The organism is Ciceribacter sp. L1K22, assembly GCF_017599385.1.
Classification (GTDB): Bacteria; Pseudomonadota; Alphaproteobacteria; order Rhizobiales; family Rhizobiaceae; genus Allorhizobium.
In genome coordinates this window covers 514,851-533,489 of record NZ_JAGFPK010000001.1, presented here as the reverse complement: position 1 = coordinate 533,489, position 18,639 = coordinate 514,851, and the positions used below count along the sequence as shown (strand labels likewise).

Genomic DNA, 18,639 nt, shown 5'->3' with positions numbered 1-18,639 from the left:
ACTCCAACGATGCCCGTTCCCGCTGTTTTCAGACAATCGGACGGTCAAAGCAAGAGCAGCGCCAAACGGTTTGCCTTCACTTCGCCCCCGACGAGAGGTGTCGGAACAGGGCACGGATGCCCTGGGCCTCGCCGCCGACGGTGGCGTGGCCGCGATCGGAGGGCGACCAGCCGAAGATGTCGAAATGGACCCAGCGACGCGACGTACCGACGAAGCGCTTCAAGAAAAGCGCTGCCGTGATGGCGCCCGCCATGCCGCCGGACGGGGCGTTGGTGAGATCGGCGATGGAGGACTTCAGGTCTTTTTCGTAGCCCTTGTAAAGCGGCATGCGCCACAGCGGATCATCGACCTCCAGGCTCGCATCGGCCAGCGATTCCGCGAGATCGTCATCATCGGTGAAGAAGGGCGGCAGGTCGGGGCCGAGAGCGACACGGGCGGCGCCTGTGAGGGTCGCCATGTCGATCAGCAGGTCGCTCTCCTCCTCGTCTGCATAGGCAAGCGCATCGGCGAGGATCAGACGCCCTTCCGCATCGGTGTTGTCGATCTGGACGGTGAGACCCTTGCGGCTGCGATAGACGTCGCCCGGGCGGAAGGCATTGCCGGCGATGGAATTTTCGACCGCCGGAATGATCACGCGCAGATCGATCTTCAGCTTCGCATCCATGATCATCAGCGCGAGACCGAGGACGTTGGCGGCGCCACCCATGTCCTTCTTCATCAGCAGCATGGACGAGGCGGGCTTGATGTCGAGACCACCGGTGTCGAAACAGACGCCCTTGCCGACCAAAGTGACACGGCGATGACCAGGCTTGCCCCAGCGCATCTCGATCAGACGCGGCGCGCTGGTGCTGGCGCGGCCGACGGCATGGACGAGCGGGAAATTCTTCTCGATCAGGGTATCGCCCTCGATCACCGAGACCTCGGCCTTGTAGTGGGCGGCCAGATCGCGGACGACCTTTTCGAGGTCAGCCGGGCCCATGTGGTTGGTCGGGGTGTTGATCAGGTCGCGGGCAAGGAAGACACCGGCAACCTGGCGGCGGATGTCGCCGGCATCGGTATCCTGCGGGATCAAGAGCTTGGGCTCCTGCGGCTTTTCGGAGAGATATCGCCGGAAGGAGTAGCTGCCGAGACCGTAGCCGAGAAGCAGGCGGCTCGCCGTCAGCGGTGCCGTCTCGATGTGCCAGTCACCCGCAGGCAGCGACCGCGCCAGACGGCCGCTAAGGAAGGGCGTATCCGAGGGATTGGCGCCGACGCCGAAGAGGGCGCCGCCGACGTGGCCGTCTTCGGTGGGAATCAGGAGCAGCGAGCCGGGCTCAGCCTTGAAGCCGGCTTTCCGTGCCCAGTCGAGCGCCAGCGGATCGATGGTGCCGGTTTCGATATGCGCCGGGGTGACCACGAAGACGGGGAGGGTCTTGCCGGCCTTGGATGAAAACGGGGTCGGTCGGTCGATGTACTGGAAGGGTGCCATTGTGTGCCTGCTGGGGAATCGGGGCCGATCTGGATTAACGCTCTATTAGGGTTAACAGACTATTGCTTGAGTGGAGATTGCGTTGCCGCGCCATGCGCGAAGGCTCGCCCAGACTGCAAGGATCATCCCATGGCCCAACGGCATTCTTCCCTCAGAACAAGGCTGACGGCGAGCGCCTGCGTTGCCCTGGCGCTTCTGGCGATGTCGGGTTGTGCGAGCGGACCAAGCAAGATGACGACCGGCTCGATCCCGAAGCTCAGCAAGCCTGTCGATTCGATGAATGCCGGCGAACTGGCGCAGGCTGCGCGGTCTATCGGCGGTGCCTATGAAAAGAACCCGCGCGACCGGAATACCGGTCTTGCCTATGCCAATGTGCTGATGATGACCGGCCGTTCCGACCAGGCGCTGGCGGTGATGCAACAGGTGGCGATAGCCCATCCCACCGACCGAGAGGTGCTCGGCGCCTACGGCAAGGCCCAGGCCGCCGCAGGCCAGCTCGAACAGGCGCTGACGACCATCACCCGGGCCCAGACTCCGGATCGCCCCGACTGGAAGCTCTATTCGGCCGAAGGCGCGGTTCTCGACCAGCTGGGACGGGCACAGGAGGCGCGCAACCGCTACCGGATGGCCCTTGACATCCAGCCGAACGAGCCCTCCATTCTTTCGAATCTCGGCATGTCCTACGTGCTGAGCGGCGATCTGAAGACGGCGGAGACATATCTCCGCAAGGCTTCACAGCAGCCGGCGGCTGACAGCCGGGTACGGCAAAACCTCGCCCTCGTGGTCGGATTGCAGGGACGCTTCAACGAGGCGGAGACGATCGCGTCCGCCGAGCTGACCAAGGAACAGGCGGACGCAAACCTCGCCTATCTGCGCGCGATGCTCTCGCAACAGAATTCCTGGAAGAAGCTCGCCTCGGCCGACAAGGCGAGCGACAGCGGCACGAACTGATTTACGACTGTTTCGGCGTAGTGGGCGAGAAGCCAGCGCAATCAATATCCGGATAGCAAAAAGCGCGTCCGTTCGCGCCAGACCGGAGCCATCGCGACCGGTCAATCTCCGTTTGTAGACTCAGAACTTATCGGAGACCTGGATGCCGGCCGGCCCGAGAATGACGGCCATCAGCACGGGGAGGAAGAACAGGATCATCGGCACCGTCAGCTTGGGCGGCAGCGCGGCGGCCTTCTTTTCGGCCTCGTTCATCCGCTCGTCCCGTCCCTCCTGGGCAAGGACGCGCAGTGCCTGGGCAACCGGCGTGCCGTAGCGCTCGGCCTGGATCAGCGCCTGCGTCACGCTCTTGACGCCATCGAGCTGGGTGCGGTTGCCGAGATTTTCGAGCGCGGTGCGACGATCCTGGAGGAAAGACAGCTCGGCGGTCGTCAGGACCATTTCCTCGGCCAGTTCCGGCGATTGCGCGGCGATCTCATCGGCGACGCGGCGCATCGCGGCCTCGATCGATATGCCCGATTCGACGCAGATCAGCATCAGGTCGAGCGCATCCGGCCAGGCACGCTTGATCGAATGCTGCCGCTTCTGCATCCGGTTCTTGATGTAGATGTTGGGCAGGTAGAAGCCGGCATAACCTGCAACGATGGTTGCCAGAAGCCGAATCGGCAGCGCCTTGTCGGCCAACCCTCCAAGGACGAAAATCCAGACGGCGGCCAGCGCCAGAAACAGGAAAGGCAGCAGGAAGCGGGCAACGAGGAAGATATTCAGGGCGTTCTGCGACCGGAGACCGGCGGCGCGGAGGTTGTCCATGGTCGCATCGTCGACAAGCGCCTTCCTGAGATTGAAGCGCTCGACGATCTGGCGGACGGACTGGTTGTTGGTGGCACGAAGACTGCCGCGACCCGCACCGGTGTCGGCGTTCATCCGCGCGCGTTCGCGCGCCCTGATCTGTTCGCGCTCGGTCGAGACGGCGCGCATGCGCTTATCGAGATCGCCCTTCTCGAGATAGGGGATGAGAACGGTATATAGCGTCCCGAAGACAGCGATCGCGACGAGGACGGCGACGATCGTGGCGGGGTCGGTGAGCCTGGCTGCCAGTTCGGGTGTCATGGCCCGCCCCTCAAATCTCGAAGTTGATCATATTGCGCATCACGAGAATGCCGATCGACATCCACACGCCGGATATACCCAGGATCAGATGACCGCGGGGATCCTTGAAGAGGATCGAAATGTATTCGGGCGATGTCATGTAGACCATGAAAGCAACGATGAACGGCAGGGCGCCGATGATCGCGGCGGAGGCTTTGGCCTCCATCGATAGCGCCTGCACCTTGGCCTTCATCTTCTTGCGGTCACGCAGCACCCGGGACAGGTTGGACAGTGCTTCCGACAGATTGCCGCCCGCCTGGCTCTGGATGGCGATGACGATCGCGAAGAAATTGATCTCCGGCAGAGGCATGGTCAGGGACATACGCTGGCAGGCCTCAGGCACGCTCAGTCCAACCTGCTGCGATTCCACCACGCGGCGAAACTCCGAGCGAACCGGCTCCTGTGCCTCGTTGGCGATGAGACGGAGGGCGTCGTTCAGCGGAAGACCCGATTTAATCGACCGCACCATAACGTCGAGGGAGTTGGGAAACTCGGAGAGGAACTTCTTCTGCCGGCGCTTGATGAGAAAGCCGACCACCCAACGGGGGACACCGAAGGCGGCGACGAAGGCAAGCCCGACGCCGACAAGCAGGGGCACGCCGCCCAGGAAAGAGACGGCGAAAACGAAGAGGCCAACCACGACGCTCAGAACATGGAACGTGGCGATGCTGAGGCTGAGGCCAGCCTGGACGAGCTTCGCCTTCATGCTGATGTTGGCGGCCTTCTTGTCGCGCTCCTGCTGCTTTTTCTCCAGATCCTTCAGCGAATCCTGCACCGACTTGCGCCGCTTGGAGATTTCCTGAACGCGGTCGCGGGCCGCCTTGACCTTGGCATGATCGGTTTCGGCCGCCTTGACGCGGTTGATGCGGCTCGTCGTCTTCTTCTCGACCTCGATGCGCGAGAACAGCAGACCATAGGCGACCGCACCCGCCGCCACGGCGCTCAGGGCGATAATCGCGAGAATGGTCGGATCGAGGCCAAACATCAGAGTGTTGCGCCTTTCTTCTCCATGGCATCGAGGGCAGCCGCAAGACGCCGCTCCTCGTTGTAGTACCTTGCGCGATCCCAGAAGTGCGGCTTGCCGATGCCGGTCGAGACGTGGCGCCCTATGATACGGCCGCTGGCATCCTCGCCTTCGATTTCGTAGCGCATCAGGTCCTGGGTGACGATGACATCACCCTCCATGCCGATCACCTCGGTGATGTGAGTGATGCGGCGCGAACCGTCGCGCAGGCGCGCGGCCTGAATGATGACATCGACGGACCCCGAGATGATCTCCCGTACCGTCTTCGCCGGAAGGCTGAAGCCGCCCATTGCGATCATCGATTCCATACGCGAGAGGCATTCACGCGGCGTGTTGGCATGGATGGTCCCCATGGAGCCATCGTGGCCGGTGTTCATTGCCTGCAGAAGGTCGAATACTTCCGATCCGCGCACTTCGCCGACGATGATGCGCTCTGGACGCATGCGGAGGCAGTTCTTGACGAGATCGCGCATGGTGATCTCGCCCTCACCCTCGATGTTCGGCGGGCGGGTTTCCAGACGAACCACATGGGGCTGCTGGAGTTGAAGTTCGGCGGTATCTTCGCAGGTGATAACGCGCTCGTCGGGATCGATGTAGCCGGTCAGGCAGTTCAGCAGAGTCGTCTTACCCGAACCGGTACCGCCAGAGATGACCGTGTTGCAGCGGACGCGGCCGATGATCTGCAGGACCTGCGCGCCCTCCGGCGTGATCGCGCCGAAGCGGACCAGCTGGTCGAGGTTGAGCTTGTCCTTCTTGAACTTGCGGATGGTGAGCGCCGGACCGTCGATCGCCAGCGGCGGCGCGATGACGTTGACGCGGGAGCCGTCGGGAAGACGGGCGTCACAGATCGGACTCGATTCATCGACGCGACGGCCGACCTGGCTGACGATGCGCTGGCAGATCGAAAGAAGCTGCGAATTATCGCGGAAGCGGATTTCAGATTCGATCGTCTTGCCGCCGACTTCGATGAAGGTCTGGCCGGCCCCGTTGACCATGATGTCGGCGATGTCATCGCGAGCCAGCAGCGGCTCGAGCGGACCGTAGCCGAGAACGTCGTTGCAGATGTCCTCGAGCAGTTCCTCCTGCTCGGAGATCGACATCGCGAAATTCTTGATGGTGATGATATCGTTGACGATGTCGCGGATTTCTTCCCGCGCGCTTTCGCCATCGAGCTTGGCGAGCTGTGACAGGTCGATCGTATCGATCAGCGCGGAGAATACCTGGCTCTTGGTGTCGTAATAGTCCTCGGTACGCTGCGGGCGTTTGCGGGCCGGGGTCTGCATCGGCGGCGGCGCGACCTGCTGGCGGACGGGTGCTTCCTCGCGAACAGGAGCTGGTTCGGCGATGGCGGGACGGGCGACCGTCGGCGCAAGCGTTTCGACGGAGGGCGAAACGGTGCCCGGGCCACCGCCACTCTTTCCGAAACCATCGCCACCGCGCTTGCCGAACATTCCGTTTCCTATCTACGCCGTTTTCACGTCAATCACTTGCGGCCGAGAAGGCCGAGAACGGAGCCAAGACCGCTCTTCTTTGCCTTTTTCACCGTCGCCCTGCCCGTGACGAGGTGGGCAAGCTGGGAAAAGGTTTCCGCCGTCGGCGACTTCGCATCGGTTTCGGCAATCATACGGCCGCTATTGGCTGCATTGCCGAACAGCTGGCCGTCGAAAGGAATGATCGCTACCGGCTCAACCTCGAGCGGCTCGAAGAAATCGCCCGGCGATATTTCCGGCCGCTTCGGCACGCCAACCTGGTTCAGGATGAAGTGCGGCGCCTTGTCGTTGGGGCGAAGCTTCTTCAGGGCGTCGAGCATGTTCTTGGCGTTTCGAAGATTGGCGAGATCCGGCATGCAGGTGATCACCACCTCGTCGGCGTCGGCAAGCACCCTGCGCGTCCAGTCCGACCACAGATGCGGCACATCGAGAACCGTCACTGGTGCGCTGCGCTGCAGAAGCTCCATTATGGGCTGGAAGGCACCACCATCGAAATCATAGGAGCGATCGAGCAATGACGGAGCGGCCAGCAACGACAGGTTCTGCGAGCAGGTCGTCAGCAGGCGGTCGAGAAACACCTCGTCCAACCGATCCGGCGAAAACACGGCTTCGGCCATGCCCTGCGCGGGGTCCTGGTCGAAATCGATATTGGCCGTACCGTAGGGGAGATCGAGATCGGCGAGGATTGTCTCGGTCGCGAACAGACTGGATACTGAGAAAGCGCAATTGTGGGCTATCGTCGACGATCCGACGCCGCCTTTGGCGCCGATGAAGGCGATGGTGCGGCCGAGAGGCTCAGCCTCGGGATCAACGAAGATCGCAGAGATGGCGCCGAGGACGTCGGCCATTGCAACGGGCGACACCATGTATTCGGAAATGCCGTTGCGCATCAGTTCGCGATAGAGCGAAATGTCGTTGTAGCGGCCGATGATGATGACCCGGGTGCTCGGATCGCACACTTCCGCGAGCGGAGCCAGTTCCGGCAGAAGCGCGGAGGGCTCGGCCTCGGTTTCGAGAATGATGAGGTTCGGGGTCGGCGACGTCGCGAACATGTTCGCCGCCGCATCGATATTGCCGCTGGTGATGCGCATCGTCACCTTGGCCATGCGCCGGTCGACGGCGCATTTTTCCATGAGGCGGTGCATGGCATCGGAGATGCAGAAGGCGTGAACCGATATGCGCGGCAAGGGGCGCAGGTTGTCCACGTCGCCCACCTTCGGCGCCTCGCGGTCCGTCGCTCCCGTGTCGATGTTATACTCTATCGCGCTCATATCCTCATCCGTTTCCGCCGTGTTCCGGCACTCAGAGCCCCGGGTTTCCGTCGTTGCGGTAATCTGAAATGACCTCCGAACGTCGCGCCGCATCGATAGGAGCGGATTTCCGCGGCGTCAGCAAATCCATCGGACTGGCGATCTGGGCGGCAAGATTGGCTTGCGTCGCACATCCGAAGTTTTCCCAGTTGCGGTTCATCACGGTGTCGTTGGCCAGATCCTCGGGCCATTCGCCGCATGCGTTGGTCACTGCGGTCATTGCGACATAGGTCAGACGGATGGGCGCAGCATCACCATAGGCGTCGGCGACATAGGTGGTCTGGACGATACGCGAGGCAGGTACGCCGGACGACGCAAGCGTGCCGCGTATCTGCTTCAGCAAGTGATTTGCGGCGCCGGCGTTCGGCGAGCCTTGTGGCACCATGATCTGGACGATGCTCGAAGAGCTTTCGCTGTATCGCGCGCCAAAGCCGCCGATCGCATCTCGCATCCCGGTCGTCAGCCGCACATCGGCCGAGGAAACGGGAATATCGAGAGCGTGCTCCACCTCGTTCAGCACGATCGGATGACGCGTGCGGTAGTCGTCCCGAATCGACCCAGTTGTCATGCCGTCGCGCGTGCCGCAGCCAGCCATCAGGGCAGCCGACAGCAAGACACCGGCAGTCAGAGCCGACCTGAACCGAAGGGTGATCATCGTGTTTTCCATTTTCCGGCCGGGCTGCGTCACGTTCTTCATGGGGTGCTCCCGGCTCACTTGTAGATAAACCCGACGGCGCCGTGGTAGCGGCCGTTCACCTGACCTTCCTTGCGCCCGTAAACCTTGTTCACGCGGTTCAGGAAGACGCTGGAAAAATCGTCGGTCGGGCTGAAATTGTCGTCCGGCCGCTGCAGCTGGTTCCGCGCCACGGGGCGAACGAGATAGGGGGTGGCGATGATGACCAGTTCGGTTTCGTTGCGGATGAAATCCTTGCTGCGGAACAGTGCTCCGAGCACCGGCACCCGTGCGACACCTGGCACGCCGGAGTAAGCCTGCCGGACGTTGTCCTGGATGAGACCGGCGATCACGATCGAGCCGCCCGAGGGAAGTTCAACGCTGGTGGATGCCTCGCGCCGGCGGATCGATAGATAGGTGTTGCCGGGGATGGTGCTCGCGGTGCCGTTGCCGGTGACGACAGAGCCCTCATAGGTTGGCTCAGAGACATTGGTCTCGATGCGGAGACTGATCCGTCCGGGGGCGAGGACGACGGGACGAAACTTCAGCTCGACCCCATAATTGACGGTTTCCGTTTCGCGGGTGACGGTCGGGACACCGGTATCCTGATCGATATCGACTTCCTGCGTGCTCGCCATCCGGAACTCGCCGCCGACATAGAAATTCGCCTCTTCACCCGAGATGGCCGTGAGGCTCGGCTCGGCAAGCGTCCGCATCACGCCAGCCTGCTCCATCGCCGACAGGTAACCCGCCAGATTGACAGAACCGATCGAACCACTGACGACGCCAGATCCAAAGGTGCTGATGGCATTGCCAAGGTTGGCGGGATTGGCGAATGCAAAGCCGTCATTGCCGCTCGAAAGCCGGCCGTTGATGCCGAGCTGCTTCAGCACCTGACGGCTGACCTCTGCGACGGTGACCTTCAACGTGACCTGGTCGTCGCCTTCGATGGTCAGGAGGTTGACGATGGACGACGTCTGGCGTTCTTCCGCGAAGATCGCAACATCACCGCCCTGGGCTGAACTGCTCGCTGTGGTGTTGCGGGTCGTTGCCTCACCACCCTTGAGGAAGGCCTGAGCGAGGCTTTCGGCGCGGGCCGAATCCTGCGGGGTCCGTACAGTTCCGGTCAGGACGATGTTGTCGGAAACGATTTCAACATTGATGTCCGACTCCGGGATGAAGCGGCGAAGATTTGACTGCAGGCCGGCGATATCGCGCTCGATCTGGATATCGAGGCTGACGATCTCCTCGCCGCCCGATCCGAAGATGAAGATATTGGTCTGGCCGACCGCCTTGCCAAACAGATAGATGCGTCGGGATGTGCGGGTGACGGCATCGGCCATCGTCGGGTCGGCGACCAAGATGTCATGGGCGTCCTGGGGCAGATCGACCACCAGCGCCTTGTTGAGACCAAGCTTTATGGTGCGCCGCGCGCCCGGGCCGGACTGTGCGATGCGGATGACGCTTTCGGCTGCCAAGGCTGGTCGTTCGAAAACCGGCGGAACGGCGCTGCCGGCGACAGCCGAGACCGCAACGCAGACCGCCACCGCGATGCGGACGGAAGCGCGAAGTTTCTGTTTCAGTCCACCCACTGTCTTGCTCCCGCTCATTTCAACGCACCCTGGGCGGCGCCGACGATGGCCCCGGATTTGATCACCTGTACCGCAGACTGGCCCGAACGACCGCTGAGCAGATAGTCGGCTGCGGCGGTATCCGCCTCCTGCGCGTCGGCAACGGAACGCAGCGCCAGCGACAACCGATCCGCCATCTGTTGGGCTACCGTGATCACCTTGGCCTGGTCAGGCGTCAGCTCCAGTGTCGCCGTCGCGCCGAGCACGGCCTTGCCGCCCTCCTTGCTCTCCTCGATCTGCTGGTCGATGGCGAGAACACGGATGTTGGTGAGGATGGTTTCGGTCAGGTAGGCATCGGTCTCGCCCTTGCGGACCATGATGACGTCAACGCGGTCGTTGGGGAGGATGAAGCCGCCAGCACCCGTCTCAACGGAGATTTCGGTGGCGACAGCCCGCTTGCCCGACGGCAGCAGCGAAGACATGATCCGGCCGGACGCGTCGGCGATTTTTTCTCCGCGAACCGGTTCGCCCTCGAACATCGGCAGGCGGACGACGACGCCGGAGAGTTCCTCAATGGCTTTGGGACGACCGGAGTCGGTGATGAAGCCTTCAACGACGTTGTTCTCGGGCCAGGGCATCCAACGAACGGACTTGTCATTCAGCCGGGCGCCGACGGGAAGGTTTTCGGCGGCCACCAGAACACGCACGGCCGGCACCTTCTGTACGTCGGCAATCTGCTTGACTGCGGCCGGCTTGCCGCCTGTCAGACGCATTGCCAGCACTCCTGCCAGACCTGCCGCCACGACGGCGACTGCGAGAATGATGATGCGGGCGGGTTTCATGACCGATCCTTGAACGCGAACTCTGCCCGCCAGATTGATCAGGAATTGGTATAATTATGGTTAACAGGGACCTTACAGGTTTAGTTAACGATCGGTTTCCGGCGCTGTCAGCCAGCTGCGTGGATGGCCCATATCGCAAGCGGAGACTGAGGGAAACTGATCAGTCCAGCCGCGCCGATGGCGATGCCATAGGGGACCTTCTTGGCAAGGACGATGGAGCTGGGGATGGGGAGGCCGAGGGCCAGGACCGTGTTGGCGCGTGCCCGGACGATCAGAAGGAGGATCGTCAGAATTCCACCGAGAAATGCGACGGTGGCAAGGAAGCCAACCAGACTGCCGTTGAACCCGAACCAGAGCGCTGCGGCTGTCAGCAGCTTGGCATCCCCGCCACCCATTGCGCCGAGGGCGAACAGGGCGAAACATCCGGCAAAGACGACAATGCCCGCGAGGAGATGAAACGCAAACTGCTGAAGGTTAAGATCGACAAAGGGCGCGAGCGACAGAAAGGCCAGCGAGAGGATGGCCGGGATTCGGTTGGGAATCTTCATTTCAATCAGATCGGTCAGCGCCGCCATGACGAGGCAGAGCGGAAACACCAGGAAAATGATGCTCGCGATCATCGGCACTCCCTCCCCGCGGTAAAGTCGAGGCCGCAGCCTAGCAATCAAACCTTACCGCTTTCACTATCCCGAAAAGCAAGAAGCCGCCCTTGGGGAGCGGCTTCTTGTCATATATCTAAACCGCCAACTTACATGTTGCCCTGAGCGGTCGACATTTCGGTCGAAATCGCCTGGAAGGTCTCGTCCAGCGAGTCGCCGAGCGTGGTGGCGCCGGTGATGAGGGCAACGGAGATGAGAGCGGCAATCAGGCCATACTCGATAGCGGTGGCGCCGGACTCATCCTTCAGGAAGCGTGCAAAAATCTTGGACATGGTACTCTCCTAACTCCACAATGTTGATCAGCACGTCCGGCAACTGTTTGCCGTTGCTCGGATGACCGGAAGCTACACGGGGCGTGTTGCTATCGACTTAAGAAAGAAAGTTACCGACTTGTGAAGAAGCCATAGCCAAAAGCAGAGTGAACGAGTGATAAAAGCAAATCAGAGGATTTTAAAGAATATCTCTTGCCTGCCCGCAAACAGCTGAGAAACAAGACTTTCTGCCTAAGTTCATGATTAGACCGCGCTGACGATTCGTCGGGGGTGCGGCCTGTTTGGCTGACCCAGAGCCGCTCCGAAGTGAAACAGGGTTGCTCAAGACCCAAAAAAGGCCTCGTCTACGCAGCCATTCCCCCCGTATTCGAGCAAGACATGAGGGTGCCTCATTTACACAGGGGCGCGGGGTGTGACACCGCCAATGGTGCGTTTAACCCTTCATTCACCAATCACGCGCATGCTTCTTTCGCTTCCAGGCCTCGGCTGAATTCCATCAAGGGCAGCACATGTCATCTCGCCACGGTTCCATCACAGCCCTTCTGCTGTTCGCCGCGCTTTCGTTTCCCGCGCACGGTGAAGAGGACATGCTGCGCGTCTATATGGACCACGCGCGCGTGTTGAAGCTGGACCGGCCGGTCAGCAAGGTCATCATCGGCAATTCAGAGGTAGCGGACGCGACCGTCGCTGATCCGCAGACCATCGTGCTCACGGGCCGCAACTTCGGAACGACCAATCTGGTTCTGCTCGACGCAGATGGAAACGCGATCGTCGATGAGCGCATTCTCGTTTCCATCGATGAGGGAAATACGGTGCGCGTGTTCAAGGCAACAGAAAGAACCGTTCTCTCCTGCTCGCCCAACTGCGAAACGCACGCCAAAGCGGCAACCTCCTCAACGAATTGATCTGCGGCGCCTTCAAGGTTGCCGAACAGTTAACGCATCGCGGACAATTCGACGGGGGCGGGCAACGGAAAATCAAGGTTTGCCGCGTAGCGTTCGCGTGAACAATCGTTGTCTGGGCGCAAGAAATGAATTCCAAGCGTGACATCAGCCCGCGAAACCGCCGCATATTGCGACGGCTGATACGATCGCGCGACGGCGCGGCGGCCATCGAGTTCGCAATTCTTGCCATCCCCTACTTCATGATCATCTTCGCGATCATCGAAACATTTGTCGCGTTTTCCGCGGAGCAGCTGTTGTCGCACGCGACAAACCAGATGGCGCGCCAGATTCGTACCGGCGAGATCACCTTTGGTCTTGGCCGAGACACGGACATGACGGAAACGCAGTTCCGCTCGGCGTTCTGCGACGAAATTTCCATCATGATGCGATGCTCGGAGACCGAGATCAACGAACCGCGACAGCTCTATCTGGACGTTCGCACCTTCACGGCGTTCTCGACCATCCCGATCGGCGTTCCGAAAGTCAGCGGCGACGCGTTTTCCGATCTCGACACCTCGTCGTTCAGCTTTAGCCCCGGAGGCCCGGGCTCGATCAACATGGTGAGAGCCTTCTATCGCTGGCAGGTGACAGCGGATCTCATCCGTCCTCTGATCACGACCATTCGTCCCGCCGATGGTTCGATGCCGACAGATTTCCTGATCGTCGCGACAACGACATTCCAGAACGAGAACTATCCATGACCGATCCCGTGTTTGAGAGAACGGTTTCGCCGGAACATCGTCAAAAACAGTTGCGCGCGACGTTGCGCAATCTGCTCGCCCGGCTGCGCGACGACCGGAACGGGATCGGCGGTGTGGAATTCGCGTTGCTGTTTCCGATACTTCTGGTCGGTTATCTCGCGGCCTTCGAGTTCACGATCGGCTTCAGCGTGATGAAGCGGGCAACCGCCGCGGCGAGCTCGGTCGCAGACCTCGTCAGCCAGCAGGAAGGCGATATCGACAAGGCTTTCCTCACCCGAATGAATGATTTCGCGGCCGCGACCTTCGCTCCTTATTCCGACGCGGGGCTTGAACTGACCGTCAGTGGCATCGCCGTGGACACGAGCGGCAATGCGAAGATTGCATGGTCCTGGAAAAACGACAACACCACTCCCTACACGGAGGGAGACAGCGTCTCGATCGGCGAGTTCGCGCAGGCGGACTCCTTCCTCATTCATACCGAACTCAGCATTCCGCATGAGCTCATGATCTATCTGCCAAACTTCAAGGGCTCGCAGCTGACGACGAAAACGTTCTATCGTGAGTACTACTACTTGCAGCGCCTGGGTGAGACCGGGATCGGCTGCCGCGACTGCTGACGGCATTTGCCAACATGGCCGTGACGCGTTAATCATCGCCGCTTTCGCTTGCGGACCGCAGGCCTCCTGTTCGGGTGATATATGGTGCGCGCATTTCTGTTCGTTCTCGATTCCTTCGGCATCGGTGGCGCACCGGATGCGCCTCGTTACGGCGACGATGGCTCGAACACGCTCGGTCATATCGCTGAATTCTGCGCAGCCGGCCTCGGCGACCGGGCTGGTCTTCGATCCGGACCGCTAACCCTGCCCAACCTGTCGGCACTCGGCCTGGTGCACATCGCTAAACTTGCCAGCGGCACTTATCCTGCCGGAATGCCTGTCCCGGAGAGGGTTTTCGGCATGCACGGAGCAGCGAGCGAGACGTCGCGCGGAAAAGACACGCCATCGGGCCACTGGGAGATCGCGGGGACGCCTGTGATGTTCGACTGGGGCTATTTTCCCGAGGGGACAGAAGCCTTTCCCGCCGACCTCGTGCAGGCGATCTGCGAACGGGCCGAGCTTCCCGGCATTCTCGGTAACTGCCACGCATCCGGCACTGAGATCATCGCAAGGCTTGGCGAGGAGCATATCCGCAGCGGTAAGCCGATCTGCTACACATCGTCGGATTCGGTCTTCCAGATAGCAGCGCACGAAACGCATTTTGGCCTGGATCGGCTGATGACGCTATGCCAGATCGTGCGCGAACTGGTCGATCCGCTCAATATCGGACGCGTCATCGCGCGACCATTTGTCGGCGAGACGGCGGCGACGTTTGAACGCACCGGCAATCGCCGCGACTTTTCCGTCCTGCCGCCGGAGCCGACTCTGCTAGACCGATTGATCGAGGTGGGGCGCAAGGTGCACGCGGTTGGCAAGATCGGCGACATCTTCGCTCACCAAGGCGTGACGCGTGTGATCAAGGCCAATGGAAACATGGCCCTGATGGATGCGACGCTGAAGGTCATGGACGAGGCCGAGGACGGCGACCTGGTGTTCACCAATTTCGTCGATTTCGACATGCTCTTCGGCCACCGTCGCGACGTGCCAGGCTATGCGGCCGCGCTCGAGGCCTTCGACCGGCGCCTCCCCGAGGTGAACCGGCGACTGAAACCGGGCGACATGGTGCTGATGACGGCGGATCACGGTTGCGATCCCACCTGGCGCGGCACCGACCACACACGGGAGCGGGTGCCCATCATGGCGTTCGGGCCGGGAATAAGATCCAGGCAGATCGGGATACGCCCCACTTACGCCGACATCGGAGAAACGGTGGCTGCCCATCTCGGCATTGCGGCCGGCCGCCACGGACGGAGTTTCCTGTGACAAAGCATCTCAAGAAAGCCGAACTGCACTGCCACATCGAAGGTGCGGCGCCTCCGGCGCTCACCATGCGGCTGGCGGATAAGTACGGCATCGACAGCTCGGACTTCATCCGAGACGGCGCCTATGTGTGGACCGACTTCACCAGCTTTATCGGGTGCTACGACAAGGTTGCATCTGTATTCCGGACGGCAGAAGATTATGCCGATCTGGCGGAAGCATACCTGCTAGAGCTCGCTGGGGAGAATGCCATCTACAGCGAACTGTTCATCTCGCCCGATCATGGCCTGGAGGTCGGGCTTTCCCCGGAAGAATACGTCGAGGGGTTGGCTGTTGGTATTCGCGCTGCGAAGGATAAAGCCGGCATAGAATGCCGTATGGTGGTGATCGGAGAACGCCATCTGGGTCCGGAGAATGTCCTTCGCCGGGCCGAATGGACAGCGCGGCAATCGCATCCGCTGATCACAGGCTTCAACATGGCGGGCGAGGAGCGAATGAACCGGGTTGCCGACTATGCACGCGCTTTCGACATCGTGCGCGAGGCGGGTTTCGGCATCACCATCCATGCCGGAGAATTGTGTGGCGCGTTCAGCGTTCAGGACGCGCTCGATCTCGTGAAGCCGAGCCGGATCGGCCATGGGGTGCGGGCTATCGAGGACCCTGATCTGGTCAAGCGCCTTGCAGATCTCGGAACCGTGCTGGAGGTGTGCCCGGGCTCCAACATCGCGCTCGGCGTCTTCCCCGACTTCCAGCATCATCCGCTGCGGGACTTCGTTGCGGCCGGCGTGCGCGTCACGCTGAACTCCGACGATCCGCCCTTTTTCCACACATCGCTCGCGCGTGAATACGAGCTCGCGAAGACCACGATGGGGTTCACCGAAGGCGAGATAAACGCCATGACGCGAACGGCGATCGAATCGGCCTTTGTGGACGAGACGACGCGTGCCAACCTTCTGACGCGCCTTGACATCTGATCCGGCCTTGAAGGGGAGCTGGGGATGAGATGCCAAACCGACACGCGCCCCTTGCGCAAGGGGCGGGAGGCGTGAAAAAAGATAAGAAAAAGCTCACGGAGAAAGCCTGACCATGAACGGCGTAACTGTCATCGACCATCCGCTTGTGCAGCACAAATTGACGATCATGCGCCGGAAGGAAACGTCCACGTCGAGTTTCCGTCGGTTGCTGCGGGAAATTTCGACGCTGCTCTGCTACGAGGTGACACGTGACCTCGAACTGACGATGGAGACGATCGAGACGCCTCTGACAGAGATGCAGGCACCGATCCTCGAAGGCAAGAAGCTGGTGTTCGCATCCATCCTGCGTGCCGGAAACGGACTGCTCGAAGGCATGCTGGAACTGGTTCCGGCCGCCAGGGTCTCGCATATCGGCGTGTACCGCGATCACGAAACCCTTCAACCTGTTGAATACTATTTCAAGGCTCCGGAGAATCTCGCCGAACGGCTGATCATCATCGTCGACCCGATGCTGGCAACCGGCAATTCCTCCATTGCCGCGGTCGACAAGCTGAAGGAGCGCGGCGCCAAGAATATCCGTTTCCTCTGCCTGCTTGCTGCACCTGAAGGTATCAAGAACTTCCGCGACGCTCATCCGGACGTTCCAGTTTATACCGCGTCGATCGACAGTCACCTCAACGAAAAAGGCTATATCGTTCCCGGTCTTGGAGACGCAGGCGACCGGATGTACGGTACCAAATAGCAAAAAGACGGTAACCGTACGATATTCGTACGGGTTCAACGTATTTTACTGAAAAACTTAGTTCGACTCTCAGGGTTGTGGCGCTACTATGTCCGTAAAGGGGCAGTAGTGGGCAGGGAGGGCGAATATGTTGACACGCAGTCTCATGATCCTGGCGGTCGTTGGAGTGACCGCCGTCGAAGTGCCTCGATTGCTGAGCGGAGATACTGACATCGAAGAGTCGTTCGTCGATGTCGCTCAGGCAAGCACTCAGACCCAACAGAGCGATCGTCCCGGCCGGGTGACCTTGAAGGCCGACGAGCGCGGCCACTTCCTCGCTACCTTCAAGCTGAACGGAAAAGACGTCGACGGGATTGTCGATACCGGAGCGTCGGTAATTGCGATCAACGAATCGACAGCGCGTCGCCTCGGTTTCACCGCCGCGCGCACGGATTTCAAATACCCGATCAATACCGCGAACGGGCAGACGGTAGCTGCGCATGTGGTCCTCGACCGCGTCGAGATCGGCTCGATCCGGGTGAAGGACGTCGACGCTTTCGTCCTGAAGGACGCGGCGCTATCCGACACGCTGATCGGCCTCAGCTTCCTGCGGCGGCTTAACAGCTATGCGGTCGCAGATGGCGTGTTGAAGCTCGAACGCTAGTGGGTCAGATACGCTTTAGGATCGCCGGCGCCGAAATAGGTGGTGTTTCGGCCAGCGCATACGCCGCCGCCACAACCTGGGCCGCGCGCTCGCCACTCGCCTGATCCGCCGCATGCACGACCGCAATCAGATCGCCCTTTTCAACCTTCGTGCCAAGCGGCAGCAACTGGCTCAGGCCGACGCGGTGATCGATCGGATCCGTCGGACGCCGGCGGCCTCCCCCCAGATCGACGACCGCCATTCCGAGGCTTCGGGTGGCACAGGACGAAAGATATCCGTCACCGGCAGACAGCACCGGTATTTCGACCGGTGCCACCGGCAAGTAGCGGGCCTGATGTTCCACAAAGTCGGCCGGGCCACCGAGGCTTGTCACCATCCTCGCGAAGAATTCCGCAGCCTTGCCGGAAGACAAGGCAGTGCGGCAGCGGTCAGTTGCCTCGGCAAGATTGCGCGCTACTCCGGCATTCACCAGCATTTCGGCACCGAGTGCGAGCGTGACGGTCTCCAGTCGGCTACCTTCCTTGCGACCCAGCAGAAAGTCCACACAGTTTGCCACTTCGAGAGCGTTGCCGGCGGCATCGGCAAGCGGCTCGTTCATGTCGGTCAGAAGTGCCGTGGTCTTGACGCCGGCACTGTTGGCTACCTCGACAAGGGATGCGGCCAACGCCTCGGCATCGGAAACCTGCTGCATGAAGGCGCCATTGCCGAACTTTACGTCAAGCACCAGTGTCTCGAGACCGGCAGCCAGCTTCTTCGACAGGATGGACGCGGTGATCAGCGGTATCGATTCCACGGTCGCCGTCACATCGCGGATCGCATAGAGGCGCTTGTCCGCCGGTGCAAGATCGCCGGTCTGGCCGATGATGGCGCATCCGACATCGTCAACCGTCCCGCGGAAGGTCGCCGGATCAGGCATGACGTCGTAGCCAGGAATCGACTGCAGCTTGTCCAGCGTGCCGCCGGTGTGACCCAGGCCGCGCCCCGAGATCATAGGCACGGCAAGACCGCACGCGGCAACCATCGGCGCCAGCATCAGGGAGACATTATCGCCAACACCACCCGTCGAATGTTTGTCGGCGATCGGCTTGCCGACGCCCGACCAGGACAGGACCTCGCCCGAATCGCGCATGGCCAGGGTCAACGCGACGATTTCAGCGGGCGTCATGCCGCGGAAAAAGACCGCCATGGCGAAGGCGGCGACCTGTCCCTCGGACAGGGTTTCGTTGCTCAAGGCCTCGATGAAAGCGCCTATCTCGACGGCGGCAAGCTCTTCGCCATCGCGTTTGCGCCTGATGATCTCCTGCGGAATGATC

General features: G+C 61.2%; 19 protein-coding genes. 8 read left to right on the top strand and 11 right to left on the bottom strand.

What is annotated here, in order from left to right; genetic code table 11:
* Nucleotides 1-76: 76 nt before the first annotated feature.
* Nucleotides 77-1,468, bottom strand: coding sequence for a leucyl aminopeptidase family protein (locus tag J5J09_RS02515; protein ID WP_208548127.1), 1,392 nt, complete (start codon nucleotides 1,466-1,468; stop codon nucleotides 77-79).
* Nucleotides 1,469-1,597: 129 nt separating this feature from the next.
* Between J5J09_RS02515 and J5J09_RS02510 the strand changes: the two genes are divergently transcribed.
* A complete protein-coding gene (locus J5J09_RS02510) occupies nucleotides 1,598-2,419 on the top strand; it encodes a tetratricopeptide repeat protein (RefSeq protein ID WP_208548126.1) in 822 nt (273 codons plus the stop codon).
* A 120-nt stretch (nucleotides 2,420-2,539) separates the two neighbouring features.
* On the opposite strand, the gene J5J09_RS02505 is transcribed toward J5J09_RS02510, so the two are convergent.
* From J5J09_RS02505 to J5J09_RS02465, 9 genes are all read right to left on the bottom strand, one after another.
* Nucleotides 2,540-3,526 carry a type II secretion system F family protein gene (locus J5J09_RS02505; RefSeq protein WP_208548125.1) on the bottom strand — a complete coding sequence of 329 codons (987 nt, stop codon included), beginning with the start codon at nucleotides 3,524-3,526 and terminating at the stop codon, nucleotides 2,540-2,542.
* Between the two features lie 10 nt (nucleotides 3,527-3,536).
* Nucleotides 3,537-4,550, bottom strand: a complete 1,014-nt coding sequence (locus tag J5J09_RS02500; RefSeq protein ID WP_208548124.1) for a type II secretion system F family protein — start codon at nucleotides 4,548-4,550, stop codon at nucleotides 3,537-3,539.
* Nucleotides 4,550-6,040, bottom strand: coding sequence for a CpaF family protein (locus J5J09_RS02495; RefSeq protein ID WP_208548123.1), 1,491 nt, complete (start codon nucleotides 6,038-6,040; stop codon nucleotides 4,550-4,552). The genes J5J09_RS02500 and J5J09_RS02495 overlap by 1 nt, the downstream gene beginning before the upstream one ends.
* Before the next feature lie 32 nt (nucleotides 6,041-6,072).
* A complete protein-coding gene (locus J5J09_RS02490; RefSeq protein WP_208548122.1) occupies nucleotides 6,073-7,350 on the bottom strand; it encodes a CpaE family protein in 1,278 nt (425 codons plus the stop codon).
* A 31-nt stretch (nucleotides 7,351-7,381) separates the two neighbouring features.
* Nucleotides 7,382-8,086: a CpaD family pilus assembly lipoprotein gene (locus J5J09_RS02485; protein WP_246745775.1), complete on the bottom strand. Its 705-nt coding sequence runs from the start codon at nucleotides 8,084-8,086 to the stop codon at nucleotides 7,382-7,384.
* A gap of 14 nt (nucleotides 8,087-8,100) precedes the next feature.
* Nucleotides 8,101-9,672: a type II and III secretion system protein family protein gene (locus J5J09_RS02480; protein WP_208548121.1), complete on the bottom strand. Its 1,572-nt coding sequence runs from the start codon at nucleotides 9,670-9,672 to the stop codon at nucleotides 8,101-8,103.
* A complete protein-coding gene (gene cpaB, locus J5J09_RS02475; protein WP_208548120.1) occupies nucleotides 9,669-10,475 on the bottom strand; it encodes a Flp pilus assembly protein CpaB in 807 nt (268 codons plus the stop codon). Before cpaB ends, J5J09_RS02480 begins: the two co-directional genes overlap by 4 nt.
* 107 nt (nucleotides 10,476-10,582) lie before the next feature.
* Complete coding sequence (locus J5J09_RS02470; protein WP_208548119.1) at nucleotides 10,583-11,095, bottom strand: prepilin peptidase; 513 nt, start codon at nucleotides 11,093-11,095, stop codon at nucleotides 10,583-10,585.
* A gap of 128 nt (nucleotides 11,096-11,223) precedes the next feature.
* A complete protein-coding gene (locus J5J09_RS02465) occupies nucleotides 11,224-11,406 on the bottom strand; it encodes a Flp family type IVb pilin (RefSeq protein ID WP_208548118.1) in 183 nt (60 codons plus the stop codon).
* 509 nt (nucleotides 11,407-11,915) lie between these two features.
* Here J5J09_RS02465 and J5J09_RS02460 point away from each other — a divergent pair.
* From J5J09_RS02460 to J5J09_RS02430, 7 genes are all read left to right on the top strand, one after another.
* Nucleotides 11,916-12,311 (top strand): pilus assembly protein N-terminal domain-containing protein, encoded by a 396-nt coding sequence (locus tag J5J09_RS02460; protein ID WP_208548117.1) that lies wholly within the window; start codon nucleotides 11,916-11,918, stop codon nucleotides 12,309-12,311.
* 125 nt (nucleotides 12,312-12,436) lie between these two features.
* A complete protein-coding gene (locus J5J09_RS02455; RefSeq protein WP_208548116.1) occupies nucleotides 12,437-13,051 on the top strand; it encodes a TadE/TadG family type IV pilus assembly protein in 615 nt (204 codons plus the stop codon).
* Nucleotides 13,048-13,668, top strand: coding sequence for a TadE/TadG family type IV pilus assembly protein (locus J5J09_RS02450; protein WP_208548115.1), 621 nt, complete (start codon nucleotides 13,048-13,050; stop codon nucleotides 13,666-13,668). The genes J5J09_RS02455 and J5J09_RS02450 overlap by 4 nt, the downstream gene beginning before the upstream one ends.
* 81 nt (nucleotides 13,669-13,749) lie before the next feature.
* On the top strand, nucleotides 13,750-14,970 hold the full coding sequence (locus J5J09_RS02445) for a phosphopentomutase (protein ID WP_208548114.1): 1,221 nt from the start codon (nucleotides 13,750-13,752) through the stop codon (nucleotides 14,968-14,970).
* Nucleotides 14,967-15,941: an adenosine deaminase gene (locus tag J5J09_RS02440; protein WP_208548113.1), complete on the top strand. Its 975-nt coding sequence runs from the start codon at nucleotides 14,967-14,969 to the stop codon at nucleotides 15,939-15,941. Before J5J09_RS02445 ends, J5J09_RS02440 begins: the two co-directional genes overlap by 4 nt.
* A gap of 112 nt (nucleotides 15,942-16,053) precedes the next feature.
* The gene (gene upp / locus J5J09_RS02435; RefSeq protein ID WP_208548112.1) at nucleotides 16,054-16,683 is read left to right on the top strand and encodes a uracil phosphoribosyltransferase; all 630 of its coding nucleotides are present in this window, start codon (nucleotides 16,054-16,056) and stop codon (nucleotides 16,681-16,683) included.
* Nucleotides 16,684-16,810: 127 nt separating this feature from the next.
* Nucleotides 16,811-17,326, top strand: a complete 516-nt coding sequence (locus J5J09_RS02430) for a TIGR02281 family clan AA aspartic protease (RefSeq protein WP_208548111.1) — start codon at nucleotides 16,811-16,813, stop codon at nucleotides 17,324-17,326.
* Between the two features lie 4 nt (nucleotides 17,327-17,330).
* Here the strand turns inward: J5J09_RS02430 and deoA are convergent, their stop codons facing one another.
* Complete coding sequence (deoA, locus tag J5J09_RS02425; protein ID WP_208552992.1) at nucleotides 17,331-18,638, bottom strand: thymidine phosphorylase; 1,308 nt, start codon at nucleotides 18,636-18,638, stop codon at nucleotides 17,331-17,333.
* Between the last annotated feature and the right edge of the window lies 1 nt (nucleotide 18,639).